Raw genomic sequence first — 19,911 nt, forward strand, 5'->3', positions numbered from 1 at the left:
ATACCCCACCTTGTCAACGCAGCGCACAGTGCACACACGCGAATGATTATATTGAATTCCCCTATAGGTAGAGTAACCGATGAGTGCCGCCGCCGTCCAGTGAAATCACGTATGCTGGGGCCTGATCCAGCGGACAATTCCTCGACATTGGCGACCAGGCCCTGTTAGTCGCCGATGGCGTTGTTCGCATTGCACGTTCTAGGTCGCTCTCAATGACGCGTTCCCGCCCTGAGACCTTTTACGAATGATGCAAGAACTCCAACCGCATAAAATCGATTGAGGCTGAAAACTTCAAAGGCGTTTCTACTATATTTCACGAGCATTCAAAACCTGTTCGGCAACGGTTCAATTTTATACTTTAATTTTGATACTGATTTGCTATAATGCACGCTGAACTTGCATTTCACAGCAGGATAAAACCGCGCCACAGCGTGAGAAAAGTGGCTCGAAGGAATACGAGCACTGGCAGGGGGAGGCCAAAATGGTAGTCAAAAAGAAGGGCAGCGCTGACATATTCACACTGAAGTCAGACACGCAACTTAAGTCCGTTTTGAAAGAAGTCACGCACGTCTATCACGGTGGCGCGTGCTGCGAGACTGATGGCGTGGGATTTGCCTTGCCCAACAACCGGTCGATCACCGAAATCGTTGTCGACGCCACCAACGGATTCATCCCGTTGTGGGACATCAATGTGACCTTGAATTGGAGATTTCAGGAGGCGTCTCTAAGACAGTTCGCTGATCCCGACGCAGTCAAATCTTATCTACGGACGCTGTTTGGTGAGACGCTGATCAAATGGGGAAAGGCCGTTCCGATCAAATTCTCAGAAACTTCCGAACCTTGGGATTTCGAGTTCGTCGTCAAGTCACAGGATAATTGTAGCTCCTTAGGCTGCACCCTGGCGCGCGCCTTCTTCCCGGATGCCGGACAACACGAGCTCGTACTCTTTCCGAAAATGTTCGAGCAAGTGCGCAAAGAGCAAACCGAGACCCTCGCGCACGAGCTCGGTCACGTGTTCGGACTGCGCCATTTCTTTGCGAAAGTGTCAGAAACGGGCTCCGCGAGCGAAATCTTCGGTACTCATGATCCTCTCTCCATTATGAATTATGGGCCTCAGAGTGTCCTGACAACCACCGATATCGATGATCTCGCACGCCTTTATCAACAAGCCTGGAGCGGCTCCCTGACCGAGATAAACGGTACGCCGATCCGCTTAATGCAGCCGTTCAGTCATTTTCGGCAGAAAGCGCAGATGCCGCCTCAGTTCTCATTGGCGGCTCGGACAATCATCTAAGCGACTATCAGAGTCAGACCATCGTCGAGGTGCCGGTGATTTGCATGTCCACGCACCTCGGCGCTAACCTACGACGCGAAAGGTCAGCCCAACGGCGTCGCTATCGAACATATCTGCATCGAGAGGATCTGTTTTACCGACAAGCCCCCTTATTGCGGCCCGGTCATGCAAAAGATCGCTCCGGAACAGATCGAGAAAGCGAAAAAGCAGCTGGGGCTGATATATGCGCAGCCCTGCTCATCGTCAGAATTCAGGATCCGAAATGCACGCATAACCACAGGAGCAGTCCATGTTCACGATCCGGTTCATGACCGAGCAGTACGCTCCTGGACAAACCGTTACCCTCCGCTGGGCGCCAAACTGGGACTTGGAACGAGGTGGCGTTTTCAAGGGCGGCGCATGGACCTTCGACCTTGACGAGGCTGCGTTCCCGAACGGGATCGAATTCAAATTCGTGCTGACGCCGGCGCGCTGGATGCTCGGGCAGAATCTTTTTCTCGCACGAGCTGATCTGGCTGGTGTGCATGACTACGTGGCACCGCAAATCGCCTTTCAGCCCGTTGAAGCCCTGGTCACGGAAAACGGGCTCGTCGCGCAACGTTTCTTCGTCCGCAACCTTGATCCCAATCATGAATACGACGTGATCGTCGTGGGGTCGGGAATGGGCGGCGGGCTGCTCGCTTCACGATTGGCCGAAGGAGGCGCGGACGTATTGGTCCTGGAAGCAGGTTCATTTCTGTTTCCGACCCATATCGGAAACCTGCCGCGGCGACTGAGGATCGGGCAATTCGACAAGCATGTCTGGTCGCTTTGGCCGGACTTCAAGGTCAAGAACTTTGTCAACGGACCAGGATCGGAGTTTGCCGGCGCGCAAGCGTTTAATCTCGGAGGTCGCTCCGTTTTTTGGGGCGGATTAATTCCGCGCCAGGTAGGCTATGAGCTGGCGGCGTGGCCGGCGGCGGTCAGAGACTATCTGCTCGGGCTTGGATATCCGGCCGCAGAGAGGGTGATGAATGTCGTGCCGCCCGCCCCCTCGAACTATCAGGCCGCCACTAGAGCGTTTCTGCAGAACACGCTACCAGGCTATGCTGCAGAAGACGCTCCCATTGCCGTGCAGTATCGAGGCGCCACCCGCTGGTCCATTCCGGCAGGCTTCTTCTCCACGGCCGACCTGCTGATGGAGGACCGCCTTTTGGACGGGCTTGCCGCGGCCCAAGCCAAGCCAACCGTCAATCTCAATTTCGCAGTGTGGAGGGTCGTGAAGGATACAGCTGCTCAGCGACGCGCCGTCGGTGTCGAAGGCTGGGATCTGCTCGGCCAAAAGGCGCGCACGTTCAAAGCCAAGAAAGTGGTTCTGGCGGCAGGCACAATTGAGTCTGCCAAGATTGCGCTCCAGAGCGGCCTCGTCGACCCATCTGGTAAGATTGGAAAGGGCATCACGGATCACACGATCCGCTATCGCCATTTCACGCTTCCTCCCGGCGCCCCGCAGTCCAATGCGATCGATTCCGCCAAGGTGATATTGCGGCACCCGACTGCGGCGGACGGTTCTCACGCATTCGACATCGTGGTTGAACTCGGAAGCGACTTCAACCAAGGTCGATATATCGACCCTGAAAACCTGGCCCGCGAACGCGCAGCACGCGCCGACTGGATGCTCTGCGAACTTGTTTTCATGAGCTATTCGGCCTTGAACGAAGGCAATGCTGTGGCAATAACGGGCAATCCGGCGGATCCTGTGGGCCTCGCGTTCGCACGAAGCATGCCGAGCGCTGCAGATCTCGCCGAGCAAGATGCCCTCGCCGCCCAGCTATTCGCGACCATCGGGGCGCAACCTGTTCTCGGCGAAAACAGCCTGGCTTTGCAGTTTGCAGACCTCGGCGGGGTCGCTCACGAGGTTGGGACATTGAGGATGTCCGGCAACGGGACCGGCGTCGTCGATGCCGACCTGAAATTCGAGGGCTACGACAATCTCTACGCCTGCGACAATTCCGTGTTCCCCGCTTCTCCTGCGGCGAATCCGAGCTTGACGCTGGCGGCACTGGCAATGCGCTTGGCTGCGCAATTGACGACAGCTGGCTGACGGCGATGCGCACGCCAGCGGAGCCTGCATATTTTGGCGTCATCCATGCGTCCAAGCAGCCGGCGGCCGATATATCTGCGGCGCGTCACCGGGTGACTGATCGGCGACGCCAGTCCACCCAGGCACTATTGGACGGATACGAACCGCCACCCGTTAAATCCAGCACAAGTCTGAAGAAATCTTAGAATTTTGTGAAAGGCGCGTCCCCTCGTGTGCGCCCGCGCCGATTTCAGTCTAGCCATGGGTCGATCATGATCAAGTTTGTACCATCGAAATCCTGAACATTCCGTGTGACCACAGTTAAACCATGAACCAGCGCGGTAGCCGCTATCAAAGCATCAGCCTCGCGGCGGCGGTCTGGAATATGTAGGTGGGCACAACGCGTAGCTATCGCGTCATCGATTGGCAGAACTCGCTCAGCGAATTCAGGGCGAACCCGGCTATCCATCCATCGCCGCAAACGAGAACCCTGGTCAGCGTCGCGACGCTGGATGCCTAATATCCCGCGCTCAAGTTCTAGGATCGTAATCGCGGAAATGAACAGGTCGTTGGAGTCTTGCGCACCGACCCACTTCGTCACATTCGGATCGGCTTTACCGTCGCCAACTTTGCGCAACTCTGAGACGACATTTGTATCCAGCAGATACTTCAAGACAGATCGACCCGGCGAGGCGCGACTTCGGCTCGAGGTAGATCGAAATCAATGGACGACAAACCAGGCATTGAAAGAGCATCGACCAGATTGCGGCGCTTGCCAGTCAGGCGCTCGAACTCGCTGTAGGTCATCAATACATGGGACGGCTTCCCGCGATCTGTAATTACGACAGGTCCGTTTTTGGCAGCCTTCTTTGCCCTGCTGACATCGTGGTTCAACTCCCGGCTAGATAAACTCGTGATGCTCATAGGACGCCTCCATTGTAGGAACGTACCTACATATAAGGTATCATTTGCAATGAAGCAATATCTAACGGGACGCCTTGAAGGGATTGGAATCAATGACCCTGTTATTTCAAATTTCCTCTGTAACAGATTCGTTAGGCGAGCCAAGAACTTGGCCTGGCTGGAATGACTGATTGGGGGCCGGAAGCGCACTGGCAACTTCAGGTGCGGATCTTCAAAGAGCGGACATACGGGTGGACGCGGACATCGTCGTGACCTGACCCTCAGTGGGCTTCGGACGGCCGGGAGCCCGACAGAACTGTCATTGCGTGGGCTGCAACGTCGGCTGCGTCCACATGAGCCATGGCCAACTCGATCTCAACCAACATCGCTCTGAGCAGAGGCTAAACTTCTTTCTTGCCCCCTGTCTCCCTGCTATCGTGGGGGTTAGGAGACAGCGCCATGAGCGAGAACCGAAAGCTGGTTGCAATCCTGGCCGCGGACGTGGTGGGGTACAGCCGTCTTGCCGGCGCCGACGAGGACCTCACCCTGGCGAGGTTGCGGACACTGCGCAGCGATCTCATCGATCCGACGATCGCCGTGCACCATGGCCGGGTGGTGAAGCGCACCGGCGATGGTGCGCTGGTCGAGTTCCGCAGCGTGGTGGACGCCGTGCGCTGCGCCATTGAGGTGCAGAACGGTATGGTGGAGCGCAATGACGGCGTCCCGCAGGACCGTCGCATTGAGTTCCGGATCGGTATCCATTTGGGCGATGTCGTCGAGGAAAGCGACGGCGATCTTATGGGCGACGGCGTCAACATCGCCTCACGATTAGAGGGCGTCGCCGCAGCGGGCGCGATCTGCCTGTCCGAGGATGCCTATCGCCAAGTCAAGGCGAGGCTCGACCTCTCGGTCAGCGATCTCGGCAGCACACAGCTCAAGAACATTGCCGAGCCCATCCGGGTCTATTCGCTGCAAGTCGGCAGCGCAGGGACCAAGTTAGCCGCGACCCCGGAAACCGCGACGAGCCAACCGGCAACGGCAGCGGCGCCGAAGTTGTCGATCGCCGTCCTGCCCTTCGCCAACATGAGCGGTGACGCCGAACAGGACTACTTCGCCGACGGCATTTCGGAAGACATCATCACGGCGCTATCGAAGCTGTCGCAGCTCTTCGTCATCGCTCGCAATTCGTCGTTTACTTTCAAGGGCAGGAACGTCCATGTGCAGGAGGTGGGCACAAAGCTCGGCGTGCGGCATGTACTTGAAGGCAGCGTACGCAAATCGGGGAACAGAGTACGCATCACCGCGCAGCTCATCGACGCGACCACCGGCGGGCATCTATGGGCGGAGCGGTTCGATCGCGACCTCACCGACATATTCGCGGTTCAGGACGATGTCACGCAGCAGATCGTCGGCGCCCTGGCGGTCAACCTGACAGAGGGCGATCGGCAAAGACTGGCGCCGGGGCAGACCCGGCACCCCGAGGCGTATGACTGCTTCTTGCGTGGCCGGGAGCTGTGGCACCGGCTGACGAAGCAAACGAACAGCGACGCCCGCGACCTTTTACAACGTGCCGTCGAACTGGACCCGAACTTCGCCTCGGCGCACGCCTTCCTCGCCCTTACCCACGGGCTTGACTACCTGAACCGGTGGAGCGCGTCGCCGCAGCGCTCGATCGAGCAAGCCGAAGAGGCTGCGACGCTGGCGGTGGCGCGGGATGATAGCGATCCCGTGGCGCACTGGTCGCTAAGTCTGGTCAATCTTTACTCGCGACAGCACGATGGAGCCATCAGCGAGGCCGAGCGTGCGATAGTCCTCAATCCGAACTTCGCCGAAGGGCATGTCAGCCTCGGCGAGGCACTTGTCTATTCAGGCAGATCCGAGGAGGCCCTCGCCTATTTCGATCGGGCGAGGGTTCTGAACCCTTACTTTCCGGATGTCGTTCTTCACTTTCAGGCCTGGGCCTTGTTTCAACTGGGAAGGTACCAAGAGGCCGTCGAACTGTTGCTGCAGCGCGTGAGCCGCAACCCCGTCACCGATGTCTCGCGCGCGCTTCTGGCTGCCTGTTACGGGCACCTCGGCCGTTTCGAAGAGGCTCGCGCAACGTGGCAAGAGGTGCTGCGCGTCAATCCCGACTACTCCTTGGAATACCGGCGCAAAGTCTTGCCCTTCAAGAACCCCGCCGATTTCGAGCTCGTCATGGAGGGGCTACGCAAGGCCGGTGTCGTACAATGACGGTGATTAATGTCCGATCTTGAAGCTGTTGCCGCCATTTGCACAGAGTATGAGCAATAGCCAGTGCCGGCGCAACGACGACCTCCAGCGTGATCGCAAGCAAGGTCTGCTTTCAGCAAGCTGCGAAGCCGCCCTCTATGCCAGGCATGAAAGCGCATAGTTGCCGAAACTTTCGACGCAGACAGATGCCCGCTCGGCCTGGGTGCGCTCTACACACTCCAAACTCCTGAAAGGATTCGAACCCGTCGCGACGCCGTCCAGTGGATTGGATAAATAGAGATGTAGGCTCCAGAGCACCTGTTGCGCCCTTCCAGACTCTGCCTGCGGTGCCATGGCTCTCTCTCAATTGAACACTGTCGCGACATTAATCGGAACAGTCGACGGGACACCCGATGGTCCGGCCACGACAAAAGAGGCGCCGGGCGTCCGTTCGCCGCCTCTTTGATTTTGAAGGCGCTTCGCGATCCTCTATGAAAAGGGTTGCGCGCAGGCATCGGCTCCCAGGCAAGGACACAGATGGCGCCTCGGCCGCGCGCAACCCCTTGCTTCGCCTTTATTTGGTCCTACTGGCGCTCGTCTCAATTCTCCCCAATTGAGAGCTCACGTAGTCGCCGTGGCGAAGCTTTGCGAATTCGTCGGTTGCTTGTGCCGGTGCGCTCTTGAAAACGTACCATTGACCGTCCGGTTCGCGTTTTTGATAGATCAGGCCGCCCTTCTTGCGGTGGCTGAAGCAGGTGATTGCCGTCGCCGTTCCGGTCTTGGCGTGCCAGTCGGCGTTGAAGCAGAGTTTACCCCGCTCCGTGATGAACCAGCGGCCCACGCCGAAGGACGGCGAGCCGTTTTCCCGCGACCAGGCGGTAAAGCGGCGCGCCTTTGTGGAGAAGTAGCCGGCGCCGGCTTTCCACATCCAGGAATTCTGGTTGTAGAGCTGATAGATTTCCGCGCTGCTCATCGGCTTTGCGGTCTCGATCCCCGCAGGCTCATTGGTTCCCGCAGCGGACGCGGCCGTGGCGATACCGCCGGTCAGGGCCACGGCCAGGAGCGTTTTTTGAAGCATGGACATGTTCAGGTTCCTTCTTGTTCAATTGATGCTTTCGCGGACGACCCGCCAGTCGGGGCGGCCATAGCCGTCCGGCCACGGATAGACTTCACGGTCGTTGAAGTAGATAACGGCGCTCAGGGCCGGGAACTGGGGATGGCGTTTCGCTACGCTCTCAGCCCAGTTTCGCACGTATGAATCGTCGCCTTCGTAGCCGAGTTCCGCAACCATGATGGGCTTGCCGTAACCAGCGACACGGGCGTATCCGGGCGCAAGGTGCTCTGCAAACGTCTGGTCATGGCCGGTCTTGTCCCTGTCGTATTGCTGCAGGCCAAAGACCGAGAGCCCGATGAGATCGACGACATCGTTGCCGGGATAAAAGGCTTGAAGCCCCTCATTGCCCTTCGGTGACCACATGTATTTGGCCGTCTTCAGGTGAACTTTGCAGACCTCCACCATTCGACGATAGGCCTTGGCATAATCGGCGCCATGCCAATGCGACCAGGAGAACTGGTTGTCGGTTTCGTCCATTTCCTGTCCCCAGCGAATGATGACCGGACTTTTCAACTTGGCAGCAGTCGAGCAGACGGCGGCCATGTTCGCATCGCGCGAACCGTCCAGGATGCTGTGCAGCAGTTCTTGCGAGGTCTGGCGCCAATCGGGTGACCAGGTCCAGGGCTCGACCGAGATCAGCAGGGTGCGGCCATGCGCTCGCGCATAATCATCGGCGAGGGCGAGCGTGCGCAGATCGACGTCTTCCCAGGGCAGGAAGAGGTGTTCGATCTTCGAATCGGGCGAGGCGCCGAAATCTCCGTGCGGATCATAGGCGCCGAACGTGATCGACTCCTTCGTGACGACCGGCATCTTGGTCGGCGGCGCGATGGACGATGTCGTCATGGCAAGCGGGTGCCCTTCGGCAAAGCTGCCCGGAGCGGTCGGTAGGACCGCAACTCCCGACAGCAACAGGCCGGTGAATGACAACAGGGCTATTTTGGATGGGCTATACATTGTGTACTTCCTCTAGGCTCGGCCGCAAATCCGGGTGAGCGGCATCCGTTCTCAGTTGGATTTCCTCCGGATCGGAGATCCATCGTGGTTTGAAGAAGATCGTGCGCAGGGCGGTTCCGCCCCGGCCTGCACCGGAGACGGCGTAGCGTTCTTCGAACAGCTGAAGACGGCCGCTGCCCCAGGCGAGTGCCTCGGTCGCATCCTTTCCGCGCATGATGGTTGCAGCCCCCGGCAGCGCGACGAGCGCAAGAAGCAAGGTCGCCATTACCGGACGGTAGAAACGCGGGGCCGCCGCAATCTTATTTTCCTTCGAATGGCGCCCGACGATGACCAGCAGCAGCGCGCAGTAGATTGCCGCGTTCAGGACGGTAAAGAAGTAGCTCCCCTTGGAGGCGCCGGCATCGCCGATCGCCAAGGCGGGCAATACCGCCATGAGCGCCAGCGCAGCGTAGGGCGCCAGGACTCGCACCGGCAGCGGATCGACTTCGGACCGCCCTTTTGGCGTGACGCGGAAATCGACGAAGGAGCCCGTCAGAAAATCGTGCACCGCAGCCAGGGTGCCGGCGAGCGCCCAGGGCCAGCGCGCGAAGAGAAAGAGCATGCATTCCCAGCTCAGGATCTTGGCATCGTGGGGACGAAACGAGCTGCTGGCGCGCCAGCGATAAGCCATCACCACGAGCGCGATAGAAAGCGGCGCGAAATGCGCGAGGAAATCGAGATAGGTCACCGTCACGAAGTTCTGGCCGCGCACGAGCGCGATGATCGGCATCGCAAACATGAGCAACATGAAAAACGCAAACAGGGGATACCAGAGTTGCGAAAAGAGGAACTGGAACCTGAGCCGGGGCGGCAGCCGGCCGACGAGGCTCGGCGAGTACCGCAACAGCAGCATGACCAGGCTGCGCGACCACTGGAATTCCTGCGTCACGAGATCGCTGAAGGTTCTGGGGCCGTCACCATGGGCGATGGCATCCAGCGCATGCACACCCCGCCAGCCGCCGGCATTCATCATCAATGTCGTCGAATGGTCTTCAGCCAACTCCGGGCCAAGGCCGCCGATCTGTTTGAGGGCGACGGTACGCACCGCGTAGTGCGACCCTATGCACAGCGGCGCCAGGCCGTCACTGTAACCGGCTTGGAGCGAGCCATGCATGCTGGCTTCGGCATAGAGCCTTCCCCGTGCCGACCAGCTTTCGGAAGCGTTCTTGTCGCAAATGCTGGGGGCCGAGACATAGCCGACCTTTGGATCGGCGAACGGACGCAGCATGTGGAAGAGATAGTCGGGCGCGGGAACATGATCCGCATCGAGTTGCGCCACGAAATCGTAGCGGCTGTAGCCGTAGTGGTCGTAGAAGAAGGCGAGGTTGCCTTCCTTGCACCGCGTGCGTCTGGGCCACGACGTCCGATGGTAATCGGATCGCCCCTTGCGGGTCGAGACGAAGACCCCGTGCCTGGAGCACCAGTCGAGGGTCTCGGGGGAAGGGTCTTCGTCGGCAAGCCAGGTGTCGTGTTCCACATCCTGGGCAAGCATTGCCAGCAGGGTTTCACTGACGACCGAGAAGGGTTCCGACGGCGCCTTGGTCACGACCATGGCCACTCGGCTGCCGGCCGGTAAGCGCAAGGGACCGTTCGGTCTTGCCGCCCGATAGAAGACGACGATGAAATAGGCCGGCAGAGCGGTAACCCAGGCAAGAACGAGGCTCACCGTAATTGTGCCGAAAGCATCGACGTGATGGCGCGGCTCCAGCCACCAGATCCAGAAATAGGCGAAGGCGCAGGCCCATACGGCCGCCAAGAACAGATATTCGGCCCGCCGATATCCGGTCAGAACCGGGACAAGAAGCAGCTCCTGGCAGGGTTCCGGAGCATGCGTCGCTTGGGTGATCGCGGGTTCGGTCACGCGCGCCTCCAGTCCGAAGAACGGAGCCGCCGTCCTCACGATGGTTTCCAGGTCGGAATATCGAGGCTGGAAGCAGAGCGTCTCGCGGGCCAGGCTGGCGTCGGCGTAAAGGCTGGGCGGATCGCCAGGCCGGCGCGGATGGATGACGACCGGGACTTCGCACCCGGTCGTTTCCTCGATCACGCGCAGCACTTCCCCAATGGAAAACCCTCGCCCGGTGCCTAGGTTGACAGCGAGGTTTGATCCGCCATTGGCGAGATGGGTGAAGGCCTGAACATGGGCACGCGCGAGATCTGCGACGTGAATATAGTCCCTTATGCAGGTCCCGTCAGGGGTGTCGTAGTCGTCGCCAAATATCTCCAGGTGCGGAATCCGGCCGGCCGCGGCCAGCAGTGCCCGCGGAATGAGATGGGTTTCCGGAACGTGCCACTCGCCAAGCTCGCCGTCCGGATCGGCTCCACAGGCATTGAAGTAACGCAGGGCAACATAACGCAGGCCGAAGGCCGCCGCATAATCGGCGAGCATATGCTCGCCGATCAGCTTCGTCATGCCGTAGGGATTGATCGGCGCCTTTGGCATCGTCTCGTCGATCGGCAGCACAGAGGGGACGCCATAGACGGCACAACTCGATGAGAAGATGACGTTCTGAAGCCCCGTCTGCCGGCAGGCATCGATAAGCGACAATGTACCGCAGACATTGTTGTTGTAATATTTTGCCGGGTTTTGCACGGACTCGCCCACGTAGGCCGAGGCGGCAAAGTGGATGACGGCATCGGGAGCATATTTCTCGATGACCTCGATCAGGCTTGGCGAGTCGAGGACGTCACCTTCGACGAAAGGGCCCCAGCGCACGGACGAACGGTTTCCGGTCGTGAGATTGTCGTAGACGACAGGCTCAATCCCTTCCGAGCGGAGGAGCTTGGCGGTGTGGCTGCCGATATAGCCGGCACCGCCCGTAACAAGGACCCGGGGCGCATCCATCAGACCGCCTCCAGTTCTCGTGCCGAACGGGTGAGAAGGCCATCGAAATAGTCGATCGTCTGACGCAGGCCGCTCGACAAGGCCATCTTCGGCCGCCAGTCGAGTTCCTGCATGGCAAGCGAAATATCGGGGCGACGCTGACGGGGATCGTCAACCGGCAGAGGGAGATGGATGATTTGCGACCGGGAGCCGGTCAATCCGATCACCTGCTCGGCCAACTCCCGGATCGTGAATTCGCCCGGATTGCCGAGATTGACCGGCCCCGTCAGCGACGCCGGCGAGGCCATCATGCGCACGATGCCGCCAATGAGATCATCGACGAAACAGAACGAGCGGGTCTGCGAACCGTCGCCATATATGGTGATGTCTTGCCCCGTCAGGGCCTGAACGATGAAATTCGAGACGACGCGGCCGTCGTCCGGACGCATCCGCGGGCCGTAGGTGTTGAAGATGCGGATGATCTTGATCTCGACGCCGTGCGTGTTGTGGAAGTCGAAGAACAGCGTCTCCGCGCACCGCTTGCCCTCGTCATAGCAGGCGCGCGGCCCGAACGAATTGACGTTGCCCCAGTAGCTTTCGACTTGCGGGTGGACGCTCGGGTCGCCGTAGACTTCGGAGGTGGATGCCTGGAGGATGCGTGCGCCGGTGCGCGCGGCCAGCTCCAGAAGGTTGAGGGAGCCCAGCACGCAGGTCTTTGTCGTATGGACCGGATCAGCCTGATAATGCGGGGGCGATGCCGGGCAGGCGAGGTTATAGATCTCGTCGACTTCCAGATCGAGCGGGTGGACGATATCGTGGGCGACGACATTGAAGCGATCAACGCGCTTCAGATGGGCGATATTGCGCCTCATGCCGGTGGAAAAATTGTCGAGGCAGATCACCTTGTGTCCGGCGGCCAAAAGGGTCTCGCACAGATGTGATCCGAGGAAACCTGCACCGCCGGTGACAAGAACTCTCTTAGGCGCACAAGATTTTCTCGATGAATAATTTGCGTCACGAGCCGACGCTTGCGCAGAGCGCGCACGAATTTTACCAAGATAGTTCACGACTACCTCCCGTGTTTTCAGGTTTGTTCTGTAGAATTTTTGTTTTTTACTTCTCCATTCCGAACAACTACGTCGTTCGATCAGGAGAATATTCTATTAGCCCGGCTTTTCCTCTGGAAAGAACCGTCGTTTATTTAGATACAGCCAAGGGAGGCAATTGTCGTTATCCTCACATCCTGGAAATTATCGCTCCGTACATTTCTGAGCGAAAAGGAGTATGATAAACAACTTATGGAGGTGGCGCTTCGGGCACCTCCGCTTTTTAAGGCGGGTTCTGCGGAGATTTCAGCCGCAAAACAATTGCTTTTCTCAGTTTCCATGGCTCGCGTCGGGTCATACGCTGGAGGAATTGGATGGCTACAGGGGCTGAATCCGACGATGATCCTCCTCCAGAACAGGAACGGCCGGCGCATATGGAGCGGCGGCGCTGGCCGCGTGAACCGGCCATGCGCAAGGAACGCCCGCCCCATGCCTCCCCTGCCCTCGTGCCGCTGCGGTTCTCGACGCAGGACCTGCCACCGGCAGAACAATTCCCGGCCTGGCGGGCACATATGGCGCCGCTCGTGGATGTTCATCTGCCGCAGGGAAAATCACCGGAAGACGGGTTCCTCGCGGAGCAGATCGGCTGGCATCTCGGCGATATCCTCATCGTCCAGCAGCGCGCGCAGGCCCACAGATATATCCGCGATCAGGCCGTGCTTCGATCAAGCCCCATCGACCATTGGAACGTCGGCCTGCTGCGCAGCGGCCAGGCCTGGACCGAGGTCAACCGTCGTGTCACCGAGACCGGCGCCGGCAAGATATTTTTCATGTCTCTCGGCAGCCCCTATCGCGGACGGATGACCGACACCGAAGCTTTGCTCGTGTTCCTGCCCTATGAGCTGCTGGCTCGCGATGCGAGCCTTCTCCAGAGCGCCGGCAACACGGTTCTCTCGGGCAGCCTCGCCGAGTTGCTCACGGGCTATCTCACGGGCCTCGAAACGAACCTCGGCAATCTGACGACAGAGGAAGTGCCCCGGATCATCCAAACCATCGGCGATATGGTCGTTGCGGGCGCGGCATCGTCGACAAGGACGGATACCGGTCAAAACCAGACCAACATGGGACTGATGGAGCGGGCGCACCGCTACATTCACGTCAATCTCCATTCGGAAAACTTGACACCGGACACGATGTGCCGCGCGTTGGGAATTTCGCGTACGCGGCTTTACCAGCTGTTCGAGGCGAACGGAGGCGTGCTCAATTATATTCGCCGGCGGCGATTGCTGCAGGCCTATGCGGATCTCAGCACTCCGGCCGACCACAGGCCGATTTCAGAAATCGCAGAAGCCGCCGGTTTCGAGGTCGCCGCCAATTTTACGCGCGCCTTCATCCACGAATTCGGGCTGAGCCCGCGTGAAATCCGAAGGACGGTGGCAACCCAACAGCGGCCGGCTCCGGCCATCCGCTCCACGCGGCGTTACGGAAAAACGATCGGGGATTGGCTGGCGCTGACGGGTTGATCCGGCATGCCGCTTGCTTAGGGCCGTTTCTCAGCTGAGCGGGAGATCAACGCAACTCGTTCGGGGAAGCGCGGCATGATTGCCAAACGCCATTGATGATTTAGGAGGGCGGTATCTCAACCCACTGCGAGAATGTCGCCGCCTGACCGAAATCCTGTCCTTCTGCGTTCCGCAGCTGCCAGACTATTCCGTCTTCCATCCAGAACCGGCTCCCCGACTTCGTCACCCGCAAGCCACGATAACCCGCCATAAACCCGTTTCGTGCCACTGCATCGAGCAACGCCTGACGCTCTGACCGCTCGCTTGGGCCAGCGGACAACCGGGATTGCAGCTTTACGAACTCGCTCCAGCTGTACCCGAACCGCCTCTGTGCTGCACCATTGGCATAGACAAAGACGGGATCGGGCGCGGAATTGTGGGCAAGGACCACAAACGGGGCATCGCCGTAGAGCCACTCGGGTCCCCGATCCCTCGGGAGAAGATCTCGGCCGACAAGGCGCCGGAAGCTCCCAGTGAGAAGTTCAAAGAATTCGGGATCGTTCGGGTTCAATTCGCCGTTCAACTGCATCTCGTTTCCTTCTCCGGTGCGGCCGCTTCACGAGCCTGTTCCGATCTAGTCACGGCATATGGCATCGGTGCGGCAATCCGCACCGATGGGAAGAGCTTAGTTCGGCAGGAGATAGTTTTTGCGGATATAGGATGGCTTGAAGCCTGCCTTCTTCAGGTTGGCGAAGGAGATGTTCGGCTGATCTTCCTGAGGTTCGGCCGTCTCCACGGCAAAGAGAGAAACGCCCTGCGCGAGACCCTCGTTCAATCGAGCGTTGATCAACGCCTTTTGCGCGCCGCGGTTCCGGTACTCACCAAGTGTCGTTCCGCCTCCCAGCCATGCGCATCCGTCCTCCACGAACATCGCCCCGGTTCCGATCGCCGTTCCCTCCAATTCCGCAATGAAGCAGGCCCAGCCTTTCTTGCCGACCAGGCATGACCACAACGGCTCAAGCTCCGTCGGAAAACCAAAGCCTGTGCACATCAGCCTGCCGAAAATCGGCGCGTCATCGATACCGGCCAAGCGCGTGTGCACAGGTCCTTCGATTGCAAGCGGAGCGGATGGGGCAGGCCGCGTGAGTTTCATCCAGGCACCGTTCTCGACCAGTCCGTGATCCAGTATCCAGCCACGCAGCGCATTGGCGGCAAAGGTTTCGCGGATCTGGACATGCCGCCTGCCTGTTTTGGTCTTCATCCATTCGAATGCGAGATTGAGTTCGTCCCTGTCATTCAAGGCAAAAACGCGATTGAGACCAACGGCGGGAGCCGTGGGCAGCGAAATGGCGCAGCCGGTGCCCACCGGCATGCAGGCAAACTCGACGCTCTCTTTAAAGGGCTGGGGTGTGATCCTGGCCAGATCAATGAAAGCCTTGGCCTCGATCATCTCTTCCCAGGAAATTCTGTCGCTTGAAATACTCAATTTGTTTCCTCTTTAAATGACGGGCCACTGAGAGCCGCTGCGCAAGCCCTGGCGGATTTCCCTGTCCCTTTCAGGAGTGGTCTCGCGGGCGTCGAGATAACCTGCATCGCATTCACGAATAAAGTGGAGGCCGGTTAAAAGAGGTTAAGGGTAGCCATCGAGAACGTAGCCAGGCTGTTCCATTGCGCCGCAAACTGTTGCGGCAATCGTCGTGCGTTATCGTCCGTCAGAAATAGATCGACATGACCAGATCCTGGTCGAAATCACCAAACCCCTTGCCAAAGAGGTTCATCCCACCTGGATTGTCGGCCTTTTCGTCGATGCCGATGCGAAAGCGGATCGAGTGGTGATCGGGTATGCGCAGCGAGGCTATGGTCTGGGTCGAAACCATGGCGCCATCGATCCAGGTGCCGGTCTCGTCGATCGTCCACGTCTTGAGCTTGCCGTATTGCGAGCCGGACAGTTTCCACCAGGAGGGCGAATACATGCCGCGCCGGTCGCCGAAATCGCCGGGTGAGGTCCAGTGCCCGGCCTTGATGCCATTGACCCAGATCGAAATGTCGGAAGGCCAGTTGGCATTCGTGGCCGGCGTCTCGGAGCTCAGTTCGGCCGAGAATTCCACCTTGCGGATCTTCTTGCCGGAGACCTTGGCGTTGTTGGGAAACTTGTATTCGACGTAACCCCGGGTAAACCAGAGCAATGCCGCCTGCATGCGCTGCGGATCGAGGAAAACCTCCTGCACGTCGAGCATGCCGATGACGTTGTTGACCGAACAGAGGCCGCAGGGGGCGCCCACGTCGAATTCGGTGAAGAGGCCGATCGGCATGCTGACGGTGACCACATCCTCGCTCGCCTTGGTGCCGTTGGTATCGAAGCGGATCAGGATTTCATCGTAGATGCTGGAGCAGACCTTCTGATTTCCCTTCGTCGCCTTCATCGTCTGGGTCTGGATGAGGCCGGCCTGCTCGAGCGACTTCAGATTGGTTGCCGTCGTCGATTGCGGCAAGCGCATCTGCGCCGCAATGTCGTTGACATTCAGCGGCCCCTTCTGGCGCAGCAGGTTGAGGATTTCGATACGCGTCGGAGAGCCGAGAGCCTGGACGACGTCAACGTCCCTCATCGGATCGACGGTTAGAAGTTTCGTCTCCATACTTTAATACTGGTTCTCCAGTCTTTCTTGCTGGTTTCAGCTGATATCACGGCGTCATGTCCGATGTCGCCGCTCTTTTTCGTGACGCCGGTCCGCGCCTCGGGAGAGCTCTCGCGGACCGGCTGGGCCTTCTCACCTCGGCCCGGAAGCAAATCTCTCATGCACCTATCCCTTGATGCCCGATGACAGCATCAGGGCCTGCGTTACGCGTTTCTGGAACAGGAGGTAGGCGACGGCGACCGGCATGGCGGCAAGGATCGCCACCGCCATATCGCGCGCATATTTGACGCCGAAGGCATCTCTCGTCTGGGTAATGCCAACCGTGATCGTCATCATGTCGTCGGAGTTGGTCACGAGGAACGGCCACAGGAAAGCGTTCCACGCCATGATGTAGGTGATGATGGCAAGTGCCGTGGTAATCCCCCAGTTCAGCGGCAGATAGAGCTTGAACAGGATCTGGAATTCGCCGCAGCCATCGAGTTTGGCCGCCTCGCGCAGTTCCTTCGGCACGGAATCGAAGAACTGTTTGTAGACGATGACGACCACGGGAACGATCAGCTGCGGCAGGATGATGCCGCCCCAGGTATTGATCAGGTTCAGCTTGTGCATCAGCACGAACTGCGAAATGACGAGCGCCTGCGAGGGCACCATGAAACTTGCCAGGATGATGCCGTAGAGAAGCTTGCGGCCGGGAAAGACGATCTGCGACAGCGCATAGGCGCACATGACGCTGATGAAGATGACGACGACGGTCACGCTCACCGAGGTGACGATGGAGTTCAAATACCATGTCGAAAGCTTCGTCTCGAAGAGTGCGTAGTAATAGGCCGAGAAATTGAAGACGTCAGGGAAAAGGGTTGTCTTGTTGACCACATCCTGTTCCGGCTTGATGGATGTCACGATCGCCCAATAGATCGGGAAAGCCCAGGTGCAGGCGATCACCAGCGTGAGGATCAGAAGCAGCGCGTTGCCGATTGTCTTGCCGGGCATCTCAGCGCTCCCGCACACGCAGGAGCTGATATTGCAGCACCGAGACGACGACGATGATGATGAACAGGATCACCGCGACAGCAGAGCCGAGACCGCCATGGTTCGATCGGAAGGCCTCGCGATAGACGAGCTGCAAGAGCACATAGGTGGAATTGAACGGCCCGCCCTCGGTCAAGAGATAGACCTGGTCAAAGATCTTGAGCTGCAGGATGAGCTGCAATGTCAGCACCAGCGCGGTCACCGGCCAGATCAGCGGCCAAGTGATGCGCTTGAAGCATTGCCAGCGCGTCGCGCCATCGAGCATCGCCGCCTCATAATAGTCGTGGGGAATGTTGCGCAGGCCGGCAATGAAAAGCAGCAGGTTGAAGCCGTTGGTCCACCACACTGTCACGAGCGCCACCATCGGCATCGCCCAGATCGGATCACGGAACACACTGACCCGCCCGCCTGTGAAGGCCTCGATGAGGAATTGCGCGATCCCGAATTGCTGGTCGAGGACCCATTTCCAGATCTGGGTGACAACGGAAACCGGAAGAATATAAGGGATGAAGAAGAGCACCAGCACCAGGCTCTGCACCCAGCCTTTCAGGCGCACGACCATCAGCGCCAGCCCGAGGCCGATCAACGTGTTCGGGATGACCGTCAGCACGACGAAATAGCCGGTGTTCCAGACCGAAGTATAGAAGAGCTTCTGGTGGAAGAGCCTCACATAATTGGCGAAGCCCACCCATTGCCCCTCGCCGACGAGCGGGGCGTCGGTAAAGCTCAAGGCGAACATCTTGTAGACCGGATAGGCAAAGACGATCGCATAGGCGATCAGGAACGGCGCGATCATGACGATCGCCGTCAGCGTCTTGCGTCGCTTTTCAGTATTGACCACAGATCATCTCCCTGGACGAAGGGCTGGCCGGAGACAGGCTCCGGCCAGCATCTTCTCACTGCTGGCTCTGCAGCTCTTCGCGCATCTGTTCGATCGCATCCTCCGGATCGAGCTGACCGTTGAGTGCGGGAACCACGAAGTTCTGCGTTGCCTCGTAGATCGGGCCGGCAACACCCGCGAGCTTGGAGACCGGGTCGAAGACGGCGGTATCGGCAAGCTTCGCATAGGTGGCGTTCGGCTGCATTTCCTTGAATTCCTTGCTGTCCGTCACCGGCTTGTAAGCGGGGATATGGCCAGCACTTGCCCAGGAGATGCTATGCTCGTTCATCCAGGCGATGGTCTGCAGCACGGCTTTCAGCTTTTCAGGCGTGATCGGCTTGCTCTCGCTGTTTGGAACGGCGAAGGAATGCGAGTCCGCCCAGGTGGCCTGCGTCCCCAACAGGTTCGGGATTTCGATAGCCCCCCATTCGAAGCCGAGCTCACCCTTCTTTGCGAGGTCGGCCATCGTCGGCACTTCCCAGACGCCGTTGACGTGCATCGCAGCCTTGCCCGAGGTGAAGAGCGCGATTGAGGCTTCATAGGAAATCAGCTTCGGCGAATAGCCTGAGGAGACCCAGTTCGCCATGGTCTTCAGCGCCTTTACGCCGGCATCGCCCGGCAGGATCTGGTCACCGTCGATAAACTTGGCGCCCTGCTGAGAGAGAAGCGTATAGAAGACGCGCCACATGGAACCGCCTTCATCCGTGTGCAGCGACAGCGGATATTCCACCTTGCCCGTCGCCTTGATCTTGTCGAGCGCAGCATTGAAATTGTCGAGACCGTCGAGACCCTTCGGCAGGCCGTCGTCGCCGAGCAAGCCGGCTTCCTTCAGGATGTTCTTGTTGTAATAGAGAACGATCGAATGGACGTCGAAGGGAATGCCGTAGACCTTGTTGTCGAAGGTCGCCTGCTTCCAGGCTGCATCGACATAGTTTTCCTTCTTGATGCCGGCGGAAGCCAGTTCCTCATCCGTGAAGGGACGCAGGATGCCGGTCGGCACGGCCAGCGGATAACGCGACATATGATAGGTCATGATGTCGGGCTGCTGGCCAACGGCAGCAGACGTTTGCACCTTGGTGTAGAAGGGCACGCCCCATTCGAGCGTTGTGGCATTGATCCTGATGTCGGGATGGGTGTCGTTGAATTCCTTGATGAGCGCCTTCATGCGCACGCCGTCGCCGCCGCTCAAAAAATCCCACCAAGTAATGTCCGTCTGCGCGAATGCGGCTGCCGAGGGCAGCAATGCGATGGCCGCCGAAACGGCAAGTTTTAAGAGTTTTCTCACGTTTGTTCCTCCTCTAAAGCATGGGTTGGGATCATCCCGCGTCTCGGGCTGACTTTTGCCGCGAGCCTCCTCCAAAGGCGCGCGATCAAGATCTCCTGCATTCCTTTCCGGTCTCCGGATCTCAAGCTCCGGACC

16 protein-coding genes and 1 pseudogene are annotated in these 19,911 nt (G+C 59.0%); 4 read left to right on the plus strand and 13 right to left on the minus strand.

Annotated features, from left to right (window positions below; genetic code table 11):
- The first annotated feature begins 481 nt into the window (after nt 1-481).
- Together AB8B33_RS32865 and AB8B33_RS32870 are read left to right on the plus strand one after the other, a co-directional pair.
- Nucleotides 482-1,294, plus strand: a complete 813-nt coding sequence (locus AB8B33_RS32865; protein ID WP_439018574.1) for a reprolysin-like metallopeptidase — start codon at nt 482-484, stop codon at nt 1,292-1,294.
- A 289-nt stretch (nt 1,295-1,583) separates the two neighbouring features.
- Entirely contained in the window at nt 1,584-3,377 is a 1,794-nt protein-coding gene (locus tag AB8B33_RS32870) for a GMC family oxidoreductase (RefSeq protein WP_113321095.1), read from the plus strand.
- A 229-nt stretch (nt 3,378-3,606) separates the two neighbouring features.
- Here the strand turns inward: AB8B33_RS32870 and AB8B33_RS32875 are convergent, their stop codons facing one another.
- A complete protein-coding gene (locus tag AB8B33_RS32875; protein WP_439018575.1) occupies nt 3,607-4,029 on the minus strand; it encodes a type II toxin-antitoxin system VapC family toxin in 423 nt (140 codons plus the stop codon).
- Entirely contained in the window at nt 4,026-4,280 is a 255-nt protein-coding gene (locus AB8B33_RS32880) for a type II toxin-antitoxin system Phd/YefM family antitoxin (protein ID WP_113321097.1), read from the minus strand. The genes AB8B33_RS32875 and AB8B33_RS32880 overlap by 4 nt, the downstream gene beginning before the upstream one ends.
- A 438-nt stretch (nt 4,281-4,718) precedes the next feature.
- On the opposite strand from AB8B33_RS32880, the gene AB8B33_RS32885 reads away from it, so the two are divergent.
- Nucleotides 4,719-6,491 carry an adenylate/guanylate cyclase domain-containing protein gene (locus AB8B33_RS32885; protein WP_439018576.1) on the plus strand — a complete coding sequence of 591 codons (1,773 nt, stop codon included), beginning with the start codon at nt 4,719-4,721 and terminating at the stop codon, nt 6,489-6,491.
- Nucleotides 6,492-7,044: 553 nt separating this feature from the next.
- Here the strand turns inward: AB8B33_RS32885 and AB8B33_RS32890 are convergent.
- From AB8B33_RS32890 to AB8B33_RS32910, 5 genes and pseudogenes are all read right to left on the minus strand, one after another.
- Nucleotides 7,045-7,554, minus strand: a complete 510-nt coding sequence (locus AB8B33_RS32890) for a DUF995 domain-containing protein (RefSeq protein ID WP_439018577.1) — start codon at nt 7,552-7,554, stop codon at nt 7,045-7,047.
- Nucleotides 7,555-7,572: 18 nt separating this feature from the next.
- Entirely contained in the window at nt 7,573-8,511 is a 939-nt protein-coding gene (locus AB8B33_RS32895; RefSeq protein ID WP_113321100.1) for a glycoside hydrolase family 26 protein, read from the minus strand.
- Nucleotides 8,512-8,530: 19 nt separating this feature from the next.
- Entirely contained in the window at nt 8,531-10,438 is a 1,908-nt protein-coding gene (locus tag AB8B33_RS32900) for a glycosyltransferase family 2 protein (protein ID WP_439018907.1), read from the minus strand.
- A 39-nt stretch (nt 10,439-10,477) separates the two neighbouring features.
- Nucleotides 10,478-11,419: pseudogene (gene galE, locus AB8B33_RS32905) on the minus strand (UDP-glucose 4-epimerase GalE); the annotation flags it as partial.
- A complete protein-coding gene (locus AB8B33_RS32910; protein ID WP_439018578.1) occupies nt 11,419-12,465 on the minus strand; it encodes a UDP-glucuronic acid decarboxylase family protein in 1,047 nt (348 codons plus the stop codon). The pseudogene galE and the gene AB8B33_RS32910, both read right to left, overlap by 1 nt.
- A 353-nt stretch (nt 12,466-12,818) precedes the next feature.
- Between AB8B33_RS32910 and AB8B33_RS32915 the strand changes: the two genes are divergently transcribed.
- Nucleotides 12,819-13,967 carry a helix-turn-helix domain-containing protein gene (locus AB8B33_RS32915; protein ID WP_439018579.1) on the plus strand — a complete coding sequence of 383 codons (1,149 nt, stop codon included), beginning with the start codon at nt 12,819-12,821 and terminating at the stop codon, nt 13,965-13,967.
- A gap of 100 nt (nt 13,968-14,067) precedes the next feature.
- Here AB8B33_RS32915 and AB8B33_RS32920 read toward each other — a convergent pair whose 3' ends face one another.
- The 6 genes from AB8B33_RS32920 to AB8B33_RS32945 form a co-directional block, all read right to left on the minus strand.
- A complete protein-coding gene (locus AB8B33_RS32920) occupies nt 14,068-14,535 on the minus strand; it encodes an MEKHLA domain-containing protein (RefSeq protein WP_439018580.1) in 468 nt (155 codons plus the stop codon).
- 96 nt (nt 14,536-14,631) lie between these two features.
- Complete coding sequence (locus AB8B33_RS32925) at nt 14,632-15,432, minus strand: GNAT family N-acetyltransferase (RefSeq protein ID WP_439018581.1); 801 nt, start codon at nt 15,430-15,432, stop codon at nt 14,632-14,634.
- Between the two features lie 226 nt (nt 15,433-15,658).
- Nucleotides 15,659-16,582 (minus strand): ArsR/SmtB family transcription factor, encoded by a 924-nt coding sequence (locus tag AB8B33_RS32930; RefSeq protein ID WP_113321106.1) that lies wholly within the window; start codon nt 16,580-16,582, stop codon nt 15,659-15,661.
- Between the two features lie 165 nt (nt 16,583-16,747).
- Nucleotides 16,748-17,572 carry a carbohydrate ABC transporter permease gene (locus tag AB8B33_RS32935; protein ID WP_113321107.1) on the minus strand — a complete coding sequence of 275 codons (825 nt, stop codon included), beginning with the start codon at nt 17,570-17,572 and terminating at the stop codon, nt 16,748-16,750.
- Between the two features lies 1 nt (nt 17,573).
- Nucleotides 17,574-18,407 carry a carbohydrate ABC transporter permease gene (locus AB8B33_RS32940; protein WP_113321133.1) on the minus strand — a complete coding sequence of 278 codons (834 nt, stop codon included), beginning with the start codon at nt 18,405-18,407 and terminating at the stop codon, nt 17,574-17,576.
- Between the two features lie 100 nt (nt 18,408-18,507).
- Entirely contained in the window at nt 18,508-19,776 is a 1,269-nt protein-coding gene (locus tag AB8B33_RS32945) for an ABC transporter substrate-binding protein (RefSeq protein WP_439018582.1), read from the minus strand.
- Between the last annotated feature and the right edge of the window lie 135 nt (nt 19,777-19,911).

The organism is Rhizobium sp. 768_B6_N1_8 (assembly GCF_051811225.1).
Lineage (GTDB): Bacteria > Pseudomonadota > Alphaproteobacteria > Rhizobiales > Rhizobiaceae > Rhizobium.